The sequence below is a fragment of the Nocardia sp. JW2 genome, assembly GCF_051843015.1.
In the GTDB taxonomy this organism is placed as follows: domain Bacteria; phylum Actinomycetota; class Actinomycetes; order Mycobacteriales; family Mycobacteriaceae; genus Nocardia; species Nocardia coubleae.
On record NZ_JBPXLK010000007.1, the window covers coordinates 219,586 to 234,573 of the forward strand.

General features: G+C 69.1%; 13 protein-coding genes. 10 read left to right on the forward strand and 3 right to left on the reverse strand.

Annotated elements, in window-relative coordinates; genetic code table 11:
* Positions 1–83 precede the first annotated feature (83 nt).
* Entirely contained in the window at positions 84–1,016 is a 933-nt protein-coding gene (locus ACSVDM_RS13310) for an NAD-dependent epimerase (protein ID WP_439265059.1), read from the forward strand.
* Between the two features lie 78 nt (positions 1,017–1,094).
* The gene (locus ACSVDM_RS13315) at positions 1,095–2,060 is read left to right on the forward strand and encodes an alpha/beta hydrolase (protein ID WP_357151162.1); all 966 of its coding nucleotides are present in this window, start codon (positions 1,095–1,097) and stop codon (positions 2,058–2,060) included.
* A 56-nt stretch (positions 2,061–2,116) separates the two neighbouring features.
* Here the strand turns inward: ACSVDM_RS13315 and ACSVDM_RS13320 are convergent, their stop codons facing one another.
* On the reverse strand, positions 2,117–2,545 hold the full coding sequence (locus ACSVDM_RS13320) for an Ig-like domain-containing protein (RefSeq protein ID WP_067491510.1): 429 nt from the start codon (positions 2,543–2,545) through the stop codon (positions 2,117–2,119).
* Between the two features lie 147 nt (positions 2,546–2,692).
* Between ACSVDM_RS13320 and ACSVDM_RS13325 the strand changes: the two genes are divergently transcribed.
* The 3 genes from ACSVDM_RS13325 to ACSVDM_RS13335 all read left to right on the forward strand — a co-directional run bounded on the left by ACSVDM_RS13325 (position 2,693) and on the right by ACSVDM_RS13335 (position 6,022).
* Positions 2,693–3,025: a TfoX/Sxy family protein gene (locus ACSVDM_RS13325; protein WP_439265061.1), complete on the forward strand. Its 333-nt coding sequence runs from the start codon at positions 2,693–2,695 to the stop codon at positions 3,023–3,025.
* Positions 3,026–3,093: 68 nt separating this feature from the next.
* Positions 3,094–3,309, forward strand: a complete 216-nt coding sequence (locus ACSVDM_RS13330; RefSeq protein WP_067491732.1) for a hypothetical protein — start codon at positions 3,094–3,096, stop codon at positions 3,307–3,309.
* 154 nt (positions 3,310–3,463) lie between these two features.
* Positions 3,464–6,022, forward strand: a complete 2,559-nt coding sequence (locus ACSVDM_RS13335) for a LuxR C-terminal-related transcriptional regulator (protein WP_439265063.1) — start codon at positions 3,464–3,466, stop codon at positions 6,020–6,022.
* 2 nt (positions 6,023–6,024) lie between these two features.
* Here ACSVDM_RS13335 and ACSVDM_RS13340 read toward each other — a convergent pair whose 3' ends face one another.
* A complete protein-coding gene (locus ACSVDM_RS13340; protein WP_067637343.1) occupies positions 6,025–6,669 on the reverse strand; it encodes a TetR/AcrR family transcriptional regulator in 645 nt (214 codons plus the stop codon).
* A gap of 80 nt (positions 6,670–6,749) precedes the next feature.
* On the opposite strand from ACSVDM_RS13340, the gene ACSVDM_RS13345 reads away from it, so the two are divergent.
* From ACSVDM_RS13345 to ACSVDM_RS13365, 5 genes are all read left to right on the forward strand, one after another.
* The gene (locus ACSVDM_RS13345; protein ID WP_439265064.1) at positions 6,750–8,120 is read left to right on the forward strand and encodes a flavin-containing monooxygenase; all 1,371 of its coding nucleotides are present in this window, start codon (positions 6,750–6,752) and stop codon (positions 8,118–8,120) included.
* Positions 8,117–9,286 (forward strand): serine hydrolase domain-containing protein, encoded by a 1,170-nt coding sequence (locus ACSVDM_RS13350; RefSeq protein ID WP_439265066.1) that lies wholly within the window; start codon positions 8,117–8,119, stop codon positions 9,284–9,286. Before ACSVDM_RS13345 ends, ACSVDM_RS13350 begins: the two co-directional genes overlap by 4 nt.
* Positions 9,283–10,935, forward strand: a complete 1,653-nt coding sequence (locus tag ACSVDM_RS13355) for a class I adenylate-forming enzyme family protein (RefSeq protein WP_439265068.1) — start codon at positions 9,283–9,285, stop codon at positions 10,933–10,935. Before ACSVDM_RS13350 ends, ACSVDM_RS13355 begins: the two co-directional genes overlap by 4 nt.
* Positions 10,936–10,945: 10 nt before the next feature.
* Positions 10,946–12,712 (forward strand): N-acyl-D-amino-acid deacylase family protein, encoded by a 1,767-nt coding sequence (locus tag ACSVDM_RS13360; protein ID WP_439265069.1) that lies wholly within the window; start codon positions 10,946–10,948, stop codon positions 12,710–12,712.
* An 83-nt stretch (positions 12,713–12,795) separates the two neighbouring features.
* Positions 12,796–14,322 carry an aldehyde dehydrogenase family protein gene (locus tag ACSVDM_RS13365; protein ID WP_439265071.1) on the forward strand — a complete coding sequence of 509 codons (1,527 nt, stop codon included), beginning with the start codon at positions 12,796–12,798 and terminating at the stop codon, positions 14,320–14,322.
* A 29-nt stretch (positions 14,323–14,351) separates the two neighbouring features.
* On the opposite strand, the gene ACSVDM_RS13370 is transcribed toward ACSVDM_RS13365, so the two are convergent.
* Positions 14,352–14,984, reverse strand: a complete 633-nt coding sequence (locus ACSVDM_RS13370) for a TetR/AcrR family transcriptional regulator (RefSeq protein WP_439265073.1) — start codon at positions 14,982–14,984, stop codon at positions 14,352–14,354.
* Positions 14,985–14,988: the final 4 nt, after the last annotated feature.

A 14,988-nucleotide genomic window follows, 5' to 3' on the forward strand; every position in this document is an offset into this window, starting at 1 on the left:
GATAGCTGGCATTCCGGCCACTAGTGTAGCCCGGCCCCGCACGGCATCGTTGGGCGAAACATCCTGCTGGGAAAGGAAATACCGTGTCCATGAATGTGATCGTCGGTCGTGGCGGCGTCGCGACAGCCACCGCACTGCTGCTCGCCGAAGCGGGGGAGCGGGTGCGCATGGTGAGCCGGGGCGGGCTCGGTCCCACCCACCCGAACGTGGAGCTGATCGCGCTCGACGCCGGCGACACCGCCGCCCTGACCGAACTCGCCCGTGGCGCCCGGACCGTCTTCAACTGCGCCATGCCCGCCTATCACACCTGGCCGGAAACCCTTCCGCCCCTGTTCGATTCGATCAGGGCGGCGGCCGAAGCCGTCGGGGCCGACCTGGTGCTGCTCGGCAACCACTACGGCTACGGCCCCGTCGACGGCGTGGTGGACGAAACCACACCGCTCGCGGCCACCGGTGCGAAGGGTCGGGTCCGTGCCCAGGTGTGGATCGACGCGCTCGACGCCCACCGGGCGGGCCGGGTCCGCGTCACCGAGGTGCGCGCGGGCCAGTTCGTCGGAGTCGGCGCCGCTTCCCTGTTCTCCCTGCTCGTGCAGCCCGCGGTACTGGCGGGTGAACCCGCGAGCGTGCCGCAGGGTCTCGATCTCGCGCACGCGTTCACCGCGATCGGCGACGCCGCACGGGCGCTGGTCGCCGTGGCGCGTGACGACCGTGCCTGGGGTCGCGCCTGGCACGCGCCGGTGATCACGACGAGCATCCGCGCACTCGCGACCCGGCTCGCGGAACTCGCGGACGCACCGGCTCCCGTGCTCACCGAGATGACCGACGACGAGATCCTCGAACTCGGCCGCGACGACCCGTTCTGGCCGGAACTGCTGGAGACCGCGCACATGTCGCGCCGCGACTTCCTGGTCGACGACACGGCCCTGCGCACGACCTTCGGCGTCACCGCGTCGGATGTCGACGATGTCCTCGCCGACGTCGTCCGGGCCGCTCGGGTACCGGCCGAAACGCCCTAGCCCACCCATACGGGACGACACGGACACTTTCGCCGGCAATGCGCGGTATCTATTGATCGATGCGGCACACTCGTGCGCATGCGTCGGCTGTTGTGCTGTCTGCTCGTCCTGCTCGGCTGCGGTGTGGTGGTCTCACCTGCGGCATCGGCGAATTCATCGATTCTCGAGGTCCGGCCGCTCGGCGGCAGGCAGTTCGAGGTCGTCGTCCATTCTGCGGCGATGAACCGGCCGATCACCCTGTGGATGTCGCATCCCGGTCCGGGCGCGCCCGCGCTGTACCTGCTCAACGCCGTCGACGGCGGGGAGAGCGGCGGGCCGTGGATGCGGCGCACCGATGTGGTCGACTTCTTCGCCGACAAGCCGGTGAATGTGATCGTCCCGATCGGCGGCCGGGCCAGCATGTACACCGACTGGCAACGTGACGATCCGGTTCTCGGCCGCAACAAGTGGACCACCTTCCTCACCAGCGAGCTGCCCCCACTGCTCGACGACCGCTTCGGCATGACCGGTGCCAACGGCGTCGCGGGACTGTCGATGTCGGCCACCTCGGCGCTGAACCTGGCCATCGCGGCCCCGGGCCGCTACCGCGCGGTCGGCGCCTTCAGCGGCTGCACGCAGACCGCGAATCCGCTGGCCCAGACCCTCGTCCGTTCCCAGCTCGCCACCTTCGGCGCCAACGCCGACAACATGTGGGGCGGGCCCGGCGACCCGGCGTGGGTGGCCAACGATCCGGTGCTGCACGCGGATCGGTTGCGTGGCACCTCGGTGTACCTGTCCTCGGGCAACGGTGCCCCCGGCCCGCACGAGGCGCTCAACGATCCGAGCATCGCGGGCAATGTCGGCGTGCTGCTCGACCGGGTCCTGGTCGGCGGCACCATGGAAGCCGTCGTCGGCAGCTGCTCGGGACCGCTCGTCGGACGCCTCGGTCAGCTCGGCATCCCCGCCGACGTCCGCTTCCGGGCCGCGGGTACGCACGCCTGGCCGTACTGGCAGGACGACGTGCACGACTCCTGGCCGATGTTCGCCGCTGCCCTCGGCGTCTGAACCACACACGACGACGGCCGCCACGCAGCACGTGGCGGCCGTCGTCATGTGCGCAGCTAGCTCGCCGAACCGGTGAGCAGTCCGCCCAGATCGGCGGAGCCGGTGCTGCCACCGTCGGGCGGGGTGGTCGGCTTCTCGGAGACCTGCACGGTGACGGTCTTGGAGCTGATGAGTTCCTGCACCGCCTTGATCTCGTGGGCGCCGGGCGTGGTCGGTGTCCAGCTGATGGTCGCCTTGCCGTCCCTGACCGCGACCGGCTCGCCGATCTGCGTGCCGTTGTCGGTGAAGGTCACCTTGAACAGGAACGACGTGGCGGTGACATCGGCCGTCACGGTGTAGGGGGTGCCCACGTAGTGGGTGGTGCCGCTCACCGCGATGCTCTGGACGAGCGCCGAGGCCTGCGGTGCCGTCAGCACGGCCGCCGCCGCGATCGCGGTGAACGCTGTGAGGCCGAAGCCGGTGCGCCGTGCCTGGTAGGTCTGCATGGTGTTCTCCTGTGTCGAGCTGTGGTGAGCGCGAGATTAGCCAGTCGGTTCGGCCGCGGTCCGCAAAACAGAAAAAGAGGTGTTTAAAATTCTGGCGGCCGGGAAAGCCGGGCGGAATCTGTCGGTACCCCGGCGCATACTCGGCCCATGGCATACGACGAGGAACTCGCCGAGCGGATCCGGGAGATCGTCTACCCTCGGGCCGATCTCGCCGAGAAGAAGATGTTCGGTGGGCTCGCGTTCCTGATCGGCGGCAACATGGCCGTCGCCGCCAGCGGGCAGGGCGGATTGCTGGTGCGTGTCGATCCGGCCGAAGGCGACACGCTGCTCGACGGGTCGGCGGTGTCGCCGATGGTGATGGGTGGCCGCGAGCTCAGCGGCTGGTTACGCGTCGCCCCCGAGGCGGTCGATGACGATGCGTCGCTGCGGGACTGGGTGGCCCGCGGCGTCGCCTTCGCCGAGGCCCTGCCCAGCAAATAATCGGCCACCGCCGATTTCACCCGCCTCGGGTGAGGTGTGACCCGGGCGCGAACTGCAAGACTGACACCATGTCCGGGCCGCTGCGCTATCAATTCGTCCTCGAGGGCGAACTGTCCGATCGTGTACTCGCGGCGTTTCCCGAGCTCATTCCCAGCGATCATGCCGCGGCCGGGACAACGACGCTGTTCGGCACGGTCGCCGACAGCACCGCTGTGCGGGGGATTCTGGCGCGCATCGACACCCTCGGCCTCACGCTGCTCGAGATGTCACGCCTGCCCGACTGAGGTGGCGGGGCGGGCCACGCAAAGAGCCTGCGTCGATCTGGTAACGAGCACGTCGAGATGTCGTCACCAGCAAACTCGTGGCGCCCGCGTGGCCTACCGTCGAACTGCACACGATGTCGGGGGCAGGTGAGAACTCGAGTTCAGGAGGCTCGTGATGGCACGCTCCGCGATAGCTGTGGCCGGGCGTGGGACCGAGGACCGCGTTCCAGAACTGTCCTTCGCCCCCGTCCGCTGTGACGCGGCGACCGCGGCTTTCGACAGTGCCCGCACCGCGCCGGGGCACGTCGTCCTGGTGTGCGGACCGGCAGGCAGCGGCAAGACCGTGGCCATGGTCGACTGGGTGAACACCGCCCGGCCCGCGCCACGGCTGGCCTGGCTGACGGTGTGCACCAGCCCCGGCGCCGATCTGCTCGCCGCCGTGGCCCGGGCGCTCGACCCGACGGCCGCGGCCGTTCCCGACGGTGTCCTGCGCACGCCCGCCGACCGCGCTGCCGACCTCGTCGCCGCGCTCGCCGACACCGAGGAGACCGTCCTCGTCATCGACGATGTCCACCTGCTCACCGACCCACTGCAACTCGCGGGTCTGGAGTACCTGCTCACCCGGCTGCCGCCGAAGATCACCGCGCTGCTCGGCGGCCGTTTCGAACCGCCGCTGCGCTGGCACGTGCTCGACCTGGCGGGCAGGCTCACCCGCCTCGGCGCGACCGAACTGGCCATGCCACCGGATCGCGTCGCCGAGCTGCTCGCCCAGCACGACTGCCACCTCGACGACACCGACCTCGCCGCCCTGCACGAGCTCACCCGCGGCTGGGCCGCCCTGGTCCGGATCGCCGCCATCTCGCTCGGCACCGACGACCGGACCACCGCCCTCACCGCGCTGGCCGCACCGACCCACGCGGTCGCCGACTTCCTCGTCGCCGAACTCATCGAGACGCTGCCCCCACGCACCGTCGAATTCCTGCTCACCACAGCCGTTCCCACCCGGTTCTGCCTGCCGATGGCCGAGGAACTGCTCGGCCCGGCCGCGTCGCGCATTCTCGACGAACTACTGCGTGCCAGCTTCCCGCTGCACACGGTCGCCACCGACGGACAGCTCTGGTACACCTATCACCCGCTGCTGCGGGCCTACCTGCTGGCCGAGGCCGCGCACACCAGGGCCGAACGCCTGCCCGGGTTGCACCGGCACCTCGCCGAGTGGTTCACCGGCGCCGCCCTGCCCGGATGCGCTCTGGACCATGTGCTCGCCGAACCGGGTGCGCCGGGCCTGGCGTCGTTCCTGTGGGAGTGGGGCGTACGGATGGTGCTCGACGGCAAGGGTCACCTGCTGTTGCACGCCCTCGATCAGGTACCCGGCCTGTCGGACGACACGTTCGTCGGGTTGTTGCGCGCCGCCGTCGCGGTGGAAGACGGTGAGATCGCCGCGGCGGAAGTGTATTTGGAGTCGGCCCATGTGGGTTCGTGGCCGGGGTCGGCACTGGTTCCGGCCGAGTGGATCGCCGCGCTCGATCACGCGGTGAGCGCGGGGGTGGCCGTGCTGGCCGGTGATTCGGCCTCCATGCGGTGGCAGTTGCCGCCGGTCACCGGTCACACCGATCTCGACTGCTATGTGGCACTGCACTGCGGTGCGGCCGAAGTGTTCGGCGGCCGGATCGTCAGCGGCACTGCGGCTTTGCGGCATGCGGTCGTCTACGCCGAGGAGGCGGGACTCGGTCGCGTCGCGGTACGGGCCCGCACGGCGGTCGCGGCGGCATCGGGTATCACGGGCCGGGTCGGTGAGCTGCGGGTGCTGGCCGCCCAGGCCCTCGAGTGCGCTGATCGCTACGGGCTCACCGGATCGTCGGAGGCCGCGATGGCCCGCGTGACCGCCGCCTACGGCGCGCACCGGCAGGGTTGCGCTTACGGCAAGCCGCTGCCCGACCTGTCGGCCGACGACACGACCACCCCCGCCCTGCTACGCCAGGCCCGCATCGTCATCGGCGTCCTCACCTTCGACGACACCATCGACCGCGCCGCCGCGGCCACCGCGCTGAGCAGGCGCCTGCACCACCTGCTCGACGACGCCCCGGCGCTGCTCGGCGCCGGAAACCTGGTCACCGAGGTGCTGTGGCTACTGCTGCGGGTGCATGCCAAGGTCGAGGCGCGCGCCCTCGTCGACCACGCGACCCGGGTACTCGGCAAGACCGTCGACACCCAGCTGGCCGAAGCCGCCCTTGCGCTGCACACCCAGCGCCCGGCCGCCGTCCTACCGCTGCTGACACCGCTGGTCGGCGAGGTCACCGACGGCCAGGCCGTGGCCGCGTGGCTGCTCATCGCGGTCGCCGCCGACCAGCTCGATCGTCCGCGCAAGGTCGAGGACGCCTTCGATCAGGCCCTTGCCCACGCCAGTGGGGAACACCTGATCCGTCCGTTCCTTGACGTGCCGGGTGCCGCCGAACTGCTCGACCGGCTGGGCTCGCACTTCGGTCGCTACGACGCCTTCGTCGACCACGTGCGCGCCCACCGGGGTGCCGTGGCCGACGCACCACGGCTCACCGACACCGAACTCGTTGTGCTGCGCCGTCTTCCGTCGGGGTTGACCGCCACCAGCATCGCCGCCGACCTGGGAGTCTCGGTGAACACGGTGAAGACGCACCTGCGCGGCATCTATCAGAAGCTCGGTGTGAACGCGCGCGGTGCGGCCATCGCGCAGGCGCGGTGCGTCGGCCTGCTCTGAGTTCACGGGGCGCGCAGCGCGGGGAACCAGACGTCGGTGAGGACTTCGGCGGCCTGTTCGGCGGTCACGTCGATGGTGCCCTGCATCGCCCAGCGGGTGAAGAACCGCTCGAGCTGGGCGACGAGCAGTTCGATCCGTAACCGGGCTTCCTCGCGCCGGTCCTCGGGCCAGCGGGCGAGATAGTCCGGCATGCTGTCGGCCAGCGTCATGATGCCCTCGCGGGCCAGCCTGCGGAATTCCGGTTCCACCGCGGTGGCTTCGTCCCAGGCGGGCAGCATGTCCTTGTTCACGAAGAACCAGTCGATCGCGCGGGCCATCCAGTCCGCGAACGCCGCGCGTGATCCGGTGGTGAGCACGCGGTCGAGGTCGGCGTACACCATCCGGACGCTGGTGAGCGTGCCCTGGTTGGCGATGGCGCGCAGCACCTCGGGTTTACCGGCGAAGTGCAGGTAGAAGGTGGCCCGGCTGCAGCCCGCGGCGGCGGCGATGTCGTCGACCCGGACCGAGGAGTAGCCGCGGGTCTCGAACAGTGTGCGCGCGGTGTCGACGATGCGTGCCGTGGTCAGGCGCTTGTGTTCCTCGCGCAGCGAGCCTCGCTGGGCGGTGGGTTCCGGCGACATGAGGACCATCGTAGACGGCATGCTCATTCACTGGACGCTGTGTCCAGCGAACCGCTATCGTGTGGTGCGGGTCACGTCGGTGAGCGTGAGTCGATGAGGAGTCGTGCATGAATACACCGGAGCTGCCGAGGGTTTGCGTCATCGGCGCGGGCCCGTCGGGTATCACGGCGGCCAAACGCCTTGCCGAGTACGGCATTCCGTTCGTCTGTTACGAGGCGTCCGACGAGGTCGGCGGCAATTGGTATTACCGCAATCCCAACGGCATGTCGGCCTGCTATCAGAGCCTGCACATCGATACGTCCAAGTACCGACTGCAGTTCGAGGACTTTCCCGCGCCCGCGGACTGGCCCGACTTTCCGCACCATTCGCAACTGCACCAGTACTTCAAGGACTACGTCGACCATTTCGGCCTGCGCGACCGGATCAGGTTCGACGCGCTGGTCACGGCGGCCGAGCGGACCGACGACGGCCGCTGGCTGGTGACGGCCGCCGGTGACACCGAGGTCTTCGACGCGCTGATCGTCTGCAACGGCCACCACTGGGACCCCCGAATGCCGGATTACCCCGGGGATTTCGACGGTGTGCTCATGCACAGCCACGCCTACAACGACCCCTTCGATCCCATCGACATGCGTGGCAAGCGCATCGTGGTGGTCGGCATGGGCAATTCCGGGCTCGATATCGCCTCCGAACTGTCCCAGCGTTTCCTGGCCGAACGGCTGTTCGTGTCGGCTCGGCGCGGTGTGTGGGTGCTCCCGAAATACGTGCGCGGCCAGGTGGGTGACCGCCGGTCGATGCCCAAGTGGATGCCGCCGAAAGTCGCGCTGAAACTCAAGCAGCGCTTCGTGCGGAAGAATCGCGGTCTGATGCAGAACTACGGTCTGCCCGCACCGGATCACGAACCGTTCGAGGCGCACCCGTCGGCGAGTGAGGAATTCCTGCACCGCGCCGGCTGCGGGGATGTGGAATGCAAGCCCGCCATCACCCGGCTCGACGGTGACACCGTCCATTTCGCCGACGGCTCGCGCGAACAGGTCGACGTGGTGCTGTGCGCCACCGGCTATCACATCAGCTTCCCGTTCTTCACCGATCCGTCGCTGGTGCCGGACAGCGACAACCGGCTCCCGCTGTTCCAGATGATGATGAAGCCGTCGGTGGACAATCTGTTCTATCTCGGTCTGGCACAACCGACGCCGACGCTGGTCAACTTCGCCGAACAGCAGACCAAGCTGGTCGCCGCCTACCTCACCGGCCGCTATCACCTGCCCTCGCGGGCCGAGATGGACGTCGAGGTCGACGAGCGGCTCGATGCCCGCGCCGGGCGGTACTACGATTCGCCGCGCCACACCATCCAGGTGGAATTCGAGCCGTACGTTCGCGGGCTGACCAAGGAGCTCGAGCGCGGAGCCAAACGTGCCGCGGCCGCGGGCAATACGTTGCCGGTACCCGCGCGCGCCCAGGCCGAGGCCAGTCGATGACGCGCGCAGCGGGCTTCTGCCGGGACGACTTCGCGCAGGTGCGAGCGGTATTCGACGAGCAGCTCGCCACGGGTGCCGAACTCGGCGCGTCGCTGTGCGTGACGGTCGACGGCGATCCGGTCCTCGACCTGTGGGGTGGTCACGCCGACCCCGACCGCACCGTGGCCTGGCAGGCCGACACCCTGGTGAACGTCTTCTCGGTGACCAAGACGATGACCGCCCTGTGCGCCCTGCTGCTCGTGGATCGCGGCGACCTCGACCTCGACGCACCCGTGGCCAGGTACTGGCCCGAATTCGCCGCCGAGGGCAAGGACCGCGTCGAGGTGCGGCACGTGCTGTCGCACACCTCGGGCGTCTCGGGCTGGGAACGGCCCATCGCGCTCGCCGACATCTACGACACCGAAGCCGCCGCCGCCCGGCTCGCCGCTCAGCCACCGTGGTGGGAGCCCGGCACGGCCTCCGGTTATCACGCCCTCAACTACGGGCATCTGGTCGGGGAATTGGTGCGGCGCATCACCGGGCGCACCCTCGGCGAGTTCTTCGCCGCCGAGCTGGCGGGACCGCTCGGCGCGGATTTCCACATCGGCACCGGACCCGAGCACGCCGACCGGATCGCCACGCTCGTCGCACCGCCGCAACGCGAATTCGACATGTCCGCGCTCGACCCCGACAGCATTCTCGTCAAAACGCTCACGAGTCCGCTGCTCGACATCGCCGAAACGGCGACTCCCGCTTGGCGTTGCGCCGAGCTCGGGGCGGTCAACGGGCACGGCAACGCGCGTTCGGTCGCCCGGGTGCAGTCCCTGGTTTCGTGCGGTGGTGAGCTCGGCGGCAGGCGATTCCTCTCGCCCGCCACGATCGAATCGATCTTCCGCGAGCAGGCCGACGGCCTCGACCTGGCGCTGCTCGCCCCGCTGCGGTTCGGCATCGGCTACGGCCTGCCGCGTCCTGAGACCTACCCACACATTCCCGACGGCCGGGTCTGCTGGTGGGCGGGCTACGGCGGCGCCATGGTGGTCAACGACGTGGATCGCCGAATCACCTTCGCCTACACCATGAATCGGATGGCGCCGGGCGTGATCGGGTCGGATCGCTGCGACAACTATCTGAAGGCGGTCTTCGACGCGGTCGCCGGAACCGACCGTTCTCGAGGGAGGACCTCATGACCGAAGCCGTTGACCCCCAGGTGTTCGTCGCACAGGTGGCGGCCGGACTCACCGCGCCCGGCGCGCCCTTCGAGATGACGGTCGAGGAGGTGCTCGGTGCGCCGATGCCGGTGTTCGCGCGTCGGCGGCGCAGCCTGCGTGAGCTGCTCGAGCACTCCCTGACCTGGGGTGATCGCGACTATCTCGTCACCGAGGACCGCCGGGTCAGCTTCACCGAGCACGCGGCGGCGGTCGGTGCGCTGGCGACCGCGCTGGCCGAACGTCACGGCGTCGGCAAGGGCGACCGGGTCGCGATCCTGGCCGCCAACGGTCCCGACTGGGTGGTCACCTTCTGGGCGGCGCAATGTCTGGGCGCCATCCCGGTGGGCTACAACGCCTGGTGGGCGCCGCCGGAAATCGCCTACGCCCTCGGCCACACCACCCCGAAGGTGGTGGTTGCCGACGCGAAAAGGTCTGCGCGGCTGGCCGAAACGGGCAGTGACGTGCCGGTGTTGACCTTCGAGGAGGACCTGCCCGCCCTCGTCGCGGAGTACCGTGGTGCCGCGATGCCGAAAACCGAAGTGGCAGAAGACGACCCGGCCGTCATCCTGTACACCAGCGGGACGAGCGGGCGCGCCAAAGGCGTGGTGCATACCCAGCGAAACCTGTTGGCGATCACCGAATATCACCGTTTCACCGATGCCATGCAGGCGGCGTTCACCGGTCAGCCGGTCGGTGACGGGCCGAGCGAGCGTCGGTACCTGGTCACCGCGCCGCTGTTCCACATCGCCAGCCTGCACAATCTGGTGATCCCGCGCCTGGCCACCGGTGCGGCGGCGGTGTTCCCGCACGGCGCCTTCGACGTGGACCGGGTGCTGACCCTGGTCCAGCGGGAACGGGTCACCAACTGGGCGGCGGTACCGACCATGGCGACCCGCCTGCTCGACCACGACGTGTCGGGCTACGACCTGTCGACGCTGGCGGCACTGTCGCTGAACTCCGCGCCCTCGGCGCCCGCCCTGCTCGAGCGGCTGCGCGAACACCTCGCCGGAGTCCCGCTGTCGCTGACCACCAGTTACGGGCTCACCGAGAGCGGCACCGCCGCCACCGTGGCGACACCGCTGGATCTGTTGGCCGACGCGGGGTCGGTCGGCAGGCCGATCATCGGGGTGTCGGTGGAGATCCGTGACCCCGACGGCGCGGTGCTGCCCGACGGGACCGAAGGCGAGATCTTCATCCGCAGCCAGTACGTGATGCTCGGCTACTGGAACAACGAGTCCGCGACGACGGAGGTCATCGACGACCGAAGGTGGTTGCGCTCAGGCGATTTCGGGACGATGACCGACGGCAGGCTCACCGTGTCGGGCAGGCGCACCGACCTGATCCTGCGCGGCGGGGAGAACGTGTACCCCACCGAGATCGAGAACGTCCTCGTCGAACACCCCTCGGTCACCGACTGCGCGGTCTTCGGCGTGCCGCACCCCGACCTGGGCCAAGAGGTGGCGGCCGTGGTCGTCGCCGAACCGGGCACGGTCGAGGAGGACGAACTGCGCGAGTACCTCGCCGCCCGGCTCGCCTACTTCAAGGTGCCCGCACGCTGGCGGATCACCGCCGAGGCGTTGCCGCGCAACGCGACCGGCAAGGTCACCCGGCGCGACCTCGCGGTGTAGAAGGATGGACATGTTCGACAGCATCATCAAGGGCGGCCGCTGGTTCGACGGCACCGGCGCCGCCTCCGCGATCCGCCACCTCGGCATCCGCGACGGCCGAATCGCCGCGATCTCCGAGACCGCCCTCGACGAAACAGGTTGTCCCCGTGTGGTCGACGCCGAGGGTATGTGGGTGATTCCCGGCATGATCGACATCCACACCCACTACGACGTGGAGGTGCTGCTCGAGCCCTCGCTGTCGGAGTCGGTGCGCCACGGCGTCACCACCGTGCTGCTCGGATCGTGTTCGCTCTCGACCGTCCACGTCGACGGCGAGACGGCCGGTGATTTGTTCGGGCGGGTGGAGGCCATTCCCCGCGACTACGTCGTCAGTGCGCTGGACGAGCATCGAACCTGGGTCACCGCAACAGAATTCATAGAGGCGCTCGAGCAGCTGCCGCTCGGTCCGAACCTGGCCTGCTTCATCGGCCACTCCGATATGCGGGCCGCGGTCATGGGCCTGGACCGGGCCACCCGCAGGGAGGTGAAGCCGAGCGCCGAAGAACTCGCCGAGATGGAACGCATGCTCGGCGCGGCCTTGGACGCCGGTTTCGTCGGAATGTCCTCCCAGCAACTGCTTTTCGACAAGCTCGACGGCGTGCAGTGCCGGTCGCGGACCCTGCCGTCGACGTATGCGAAGAGCAGGGAACGGCACCGGCTCAACAACATCCTGCGCAAGCGCGGTCGCGCGCTGCAGGGCGGACCCGACGTCGGGAACCCGGTGAGCCTGGTGTCGATGGCGGCCTCCAGCATCGGGCTGTGGCGCGATCCGCTGAAAGTGAGCCTGCTGTCGGCCGCCGATGTGAAGGCGGTGCCCGGCGCGGCGAAGATGTTCCCCGCCCTCGGCAAGATCATCAACGGACTCGACGGCGACTTTCGCTGGCAACATCTGCCGGTGCCCTTCGAGGTGTACTCCGACGGCATCTCGCTGCCCGTGTTCGAGGAATTCGGTTCCGGCGCCGCCGCGTTGCACCTGTCCGACCAGCTCGACGAGCAGCGCCACCTCCTGTGCGACGAGGGCTACCGTCGCACCTTCCGCAAGGACTACGAGAAGAAGTACGGTCCGCGCGTCTGGCACCGCGACTTCTTCGACGCCGATATCGTCGCCTGCCCCGACGACACAGTGCTCGGCAAGACCTTCGGTCAGGTCGGTGTCGACCGGGGTGGGCTGCACCCTGTCGACGCCTTCCTCGACCTGGTGGTGGAGCACGGCGACAAACTTCGTTGGCGCACAACTATTTCCAACCACCGCCCCGAGGTCGCCGATGTACTCGCCGCCGACCCGTCGGTGCAGCTCGGCTTCTCCGATGCGGGCGCCCACCTGCGCAATATGGCCTTCTACAACTTCGGTCTTCGTCTGCTGCGCCGAGTCGCCGCCGCAGGGCAGCGGCCGTTCATGTCCGTCGAGCGCGCCGTGCACCGGCTCACCGGTGAGCTGGCCGACTGGTACGGCCTGGACGCGGGCCATCTGCGACTCGGCGATCGTGCCGACGCGGTCGTCATCGACCCCGCCCACCTCGACGACACCCTCGAGGCCTACGCCGAGAGTCCCGTCGCGGTGTACGGCGGCCTCTCACGCATGGTCAACCGCAACGACGAGACGGTGCGCGCGGTGTTCGTGAACGGGCGCTATGTGTTCGGCCGAGGCGCGGCCGATCCGGTCCTCGGAACCGAGCGCGTCGGGGAGTTCCTCCGCGCCGCCGATCAGCCGCACCGCCCGGCCGCCGCCAAGGCGTGACGCCGATTTGAAAGAGTGATATGCAAATTCTCTCAGGCTGTCTACAGTGAGGTGGAGTCCTATTCGGCCAGCCGGGAGAACAAGTGTCTGATTCCGCCACGCCCATCGTCGACGCCGAGATCATCGTGCGTAACCCGGCATCCGGGGAGACGGTCGGCACCGTCGCCGTCGCCACCCCGGCGCAGGTCGCCGCGGCAGCCGCCGCGCTCCGCGAGGCACAGCCGAGATGGCAGTCGATCACCCCGGCCGGCCGCAAGCAGTGGCTGCTGAAGCTGCAGGACTGGGTGCTCGACCATGCGGCCGAACTGGCGGACTCGATTCAGGACGAATCCGGAAAGCCCCGGGTCGAGGCCGAGGTGGAAGTCGCCTTCACCGTCGATATCCTCGGCTACTACGCGCGCAACGCGGCCGAGTTCCTCGCCGACACCGACGTGCGCCCGCACACCCCGTTGATGCGGGTCAAGAAGTTGACTACCGCATACGTGCCGTACCCCGTGGTCGGCATCATCACGCCGTGGAACTTCCCGCTCGCCATGGTGACCGCCGATGTCGTTCCGGCGCTCGCCGCGGGCGCCGCGGTGCTGCTCAAGCCGTCGGAGGTGACCCCGTTGACGCCACTGCTCCTGGCTCGCGGCTGGGCCGAGATCGGCGCGCCGCCCGTGTTCACGATCGTCTCCGGGGCGGGTGACACCGGCGCCGCGGTGGTCGACAACTCGGACTTCGTCCAGTTCACCGGCTCCGGCGGCACCGGGCGCCGGATCGCCGTCGCGTGCGCGGAACGCACGCGCCCCTACAGCCTCGAGATGGGCGGCAAGGACCCGGCGATCGTGCTGGCCGACGCCGACCTCGAGCGCGCGGTCAACGGCATCACCTTCGGTGCCCTGACCAATGCCGGGCAGCTGTGCGTGTCGGTGGAGCGGGTGTACGTCGAAGCCCCGGTGTACGACGAGTTCGTGAACAAGCTTGTCGCCCACGTCGAGTCGCTGCGGCTCGGTCGTGACAACCGAGCGGGCACCATCGATGTCGGCCCGCTCGCCAACGATGCACAGGTCGCGATCGTCACCCGCCACGTCGAAGAGGCGATCGCCAAGGGTGCGCGCGTACTCACCGGCGGAAAGGCGACGGGGGAGGGCAACTTCTTCGAACCGACCGTGCTGGTCGACGTCGATCATTCGATGTCGTGCATCACCGAGGAAACCTTCGGCCCAACCATCCCGGTGATCAAGGTCGCCGACGAGAACGAGGCCGTTCGCCTCGCCAACGACTCCGAGTACGGTCTGTCGGCCTCGGTGTGGACCGGCGACAAGTCGCGCGGCCAGGCCATTGCCCGGCGGCTGGCGGTCGGCGCGGTGAACATCAACGACGCCACCATCAACCTGTTCAATTTCGCGCTCCCGCACGGTGGTTGGGGCCAGTCCGGCACCGGTTACCGATTCGGCGGAGCGGACGGTGTGCGCAAGTACTGCCGCAAGCAGGCGATCACCGCGCCCGCCTTGCCGACGCAGAAGAAGGAACTGGTCTGGTACCCGTACAGCCTGAAGAGCTTCGGGTTCATGCGCAACGCGATGCGTGCCACCGGTGCGCGCGGACGGCGTCGCTTCGGCAAGTAGTCGTCGGCGGGTTCCGTCGGCTGGGTGCGCTATGGTGCGCGCGGCGGGCGGAACCCCGGTGCGATGTGATCGCGGGCGAACCGGCGCGCCGCCGCCTCGTCGTCGAGGGGTATGACAGTGGGCCTGGTCAGTACCAACGACAACGCCGTGCGCGCCACCATCTCGGCGACGGGCAGCGGATCGTAGGCGGGCAGTTTGCCCTGCTGCTGCAAGCGGGTGATGAACTCGGCGAGGAAGTCACGGCCGAGTTCGATCACCGGCGACCCGCCGGTCGTGAGATAGGGCAGCACGGCGGCGGCGTCGGTGGCGAGCAGACGATCCAGCAGCGGGTTCTGGCGCAGACCGAGGGCGAAGACGACGAACAGCTCGACGATCTGGTCCTCGGCGCTCGCGCCGTCCTCGGCTTGCCTGCGCATCGATTCGTCGGCCTCGTTCAGCAGACAGCGCACCTGCCAGAGCCCGACGGCCTGGACGACGTCGTCCTTCCCGCCGAACCGGCGGTACAGCGTGGCCAAGGACAGCCCGCCGCGGCGGGCCACCTCGGCCATGCTTGTGCGTTTGATGCCGAAGTCGAGGAACGCGGCCAGGGCGCCGTTCAGGACATCGGCGTTGTCCCGTTCCACGCCGCCGTGGCTGCGGATCCGGGCCAGCAATCTGCTCACTGCC

What these genes read in the sequence shown, in the direction of transcription:
- ACSVDM_RS13360 (WP_439265069.1), top strand. Translation starts at nt 10,946, where the DNA reads ATGTTCGACAGCATCATCAAGGGCGGCCGCTGGTTCGACGGCACCGGC.
- ACSVDM_RS13345 (WP_439265064.1), top strand. Translation starts at nt 6,750, where the DNA reads ATGAATACACCGGAGCTGCCGAGGGTTTGCGTCATCGGCGCGGGCCCG.
- ACSVDM_RS13330 (WP_067491732.1), top strand. Translation starts at nt 3,094, where the DNA reads ATGTCCGGGCCGCTGCGCTATCAATTCGTCCTCGAGGGCGAACTGTCC.
- ACSVDM_RS13325 (WP_439265061.1), top strand. Translation starts at nt 2,693, where the DNA reads ATGGCATACGACGAGGAACTCGCCGAGCGGATCCGGGAGATCGTCTAC.
- ACSVDM_RS13320 (WP_067491510.1), bottom strand. Translation starts at nt 2,545, where the DNA reads ATGCAGACCTACCAGGCACGGCGCACCGGCTTCGGCCTCACAGCGTTC.
- ACSVDM_RS13315 (WP_357151162.1), top strand. Translation starts at nt 1,095, where the DNA reads ATGCGTCGGCTGTTGTGCTGTCTGCTCGTCCTGCTCGGCTGCGGTGTG.
- ACSVDM_RS13355 (WP_439265068.1), top strand. Translation starts at nt 9,283, where the DNA reads ATGACCGAAGCCGTTGACCCCCAGGTGTTCGTCGCACAGGTGGCGGCC.
- ACSVDM_RS13340 (WP_067637343.1), bottom strand. Translation starts at nt 6,669, where the DNA reads ATGAGCATGCCGTCTACGATGGTCCTCATGTCGCCGGAACCCACCGCC.
- ACSVDM_RS13335 (WP_439265063.1), top strand. Translation starts at nt 3,464, where the DNA reads ATGGCACGCTCCGCGATAGCTGTGGCCGGGCGTGGGACCGAGGACCGC.
- ACSVDM_RS13350 (WP_439265066.1), top strand. Translation starts at nt 8,117, where the DNA reads ATGACGCGCGCAGCGGGCTTCTGCCGGGACGACTTCGCGCAGGTGCGA.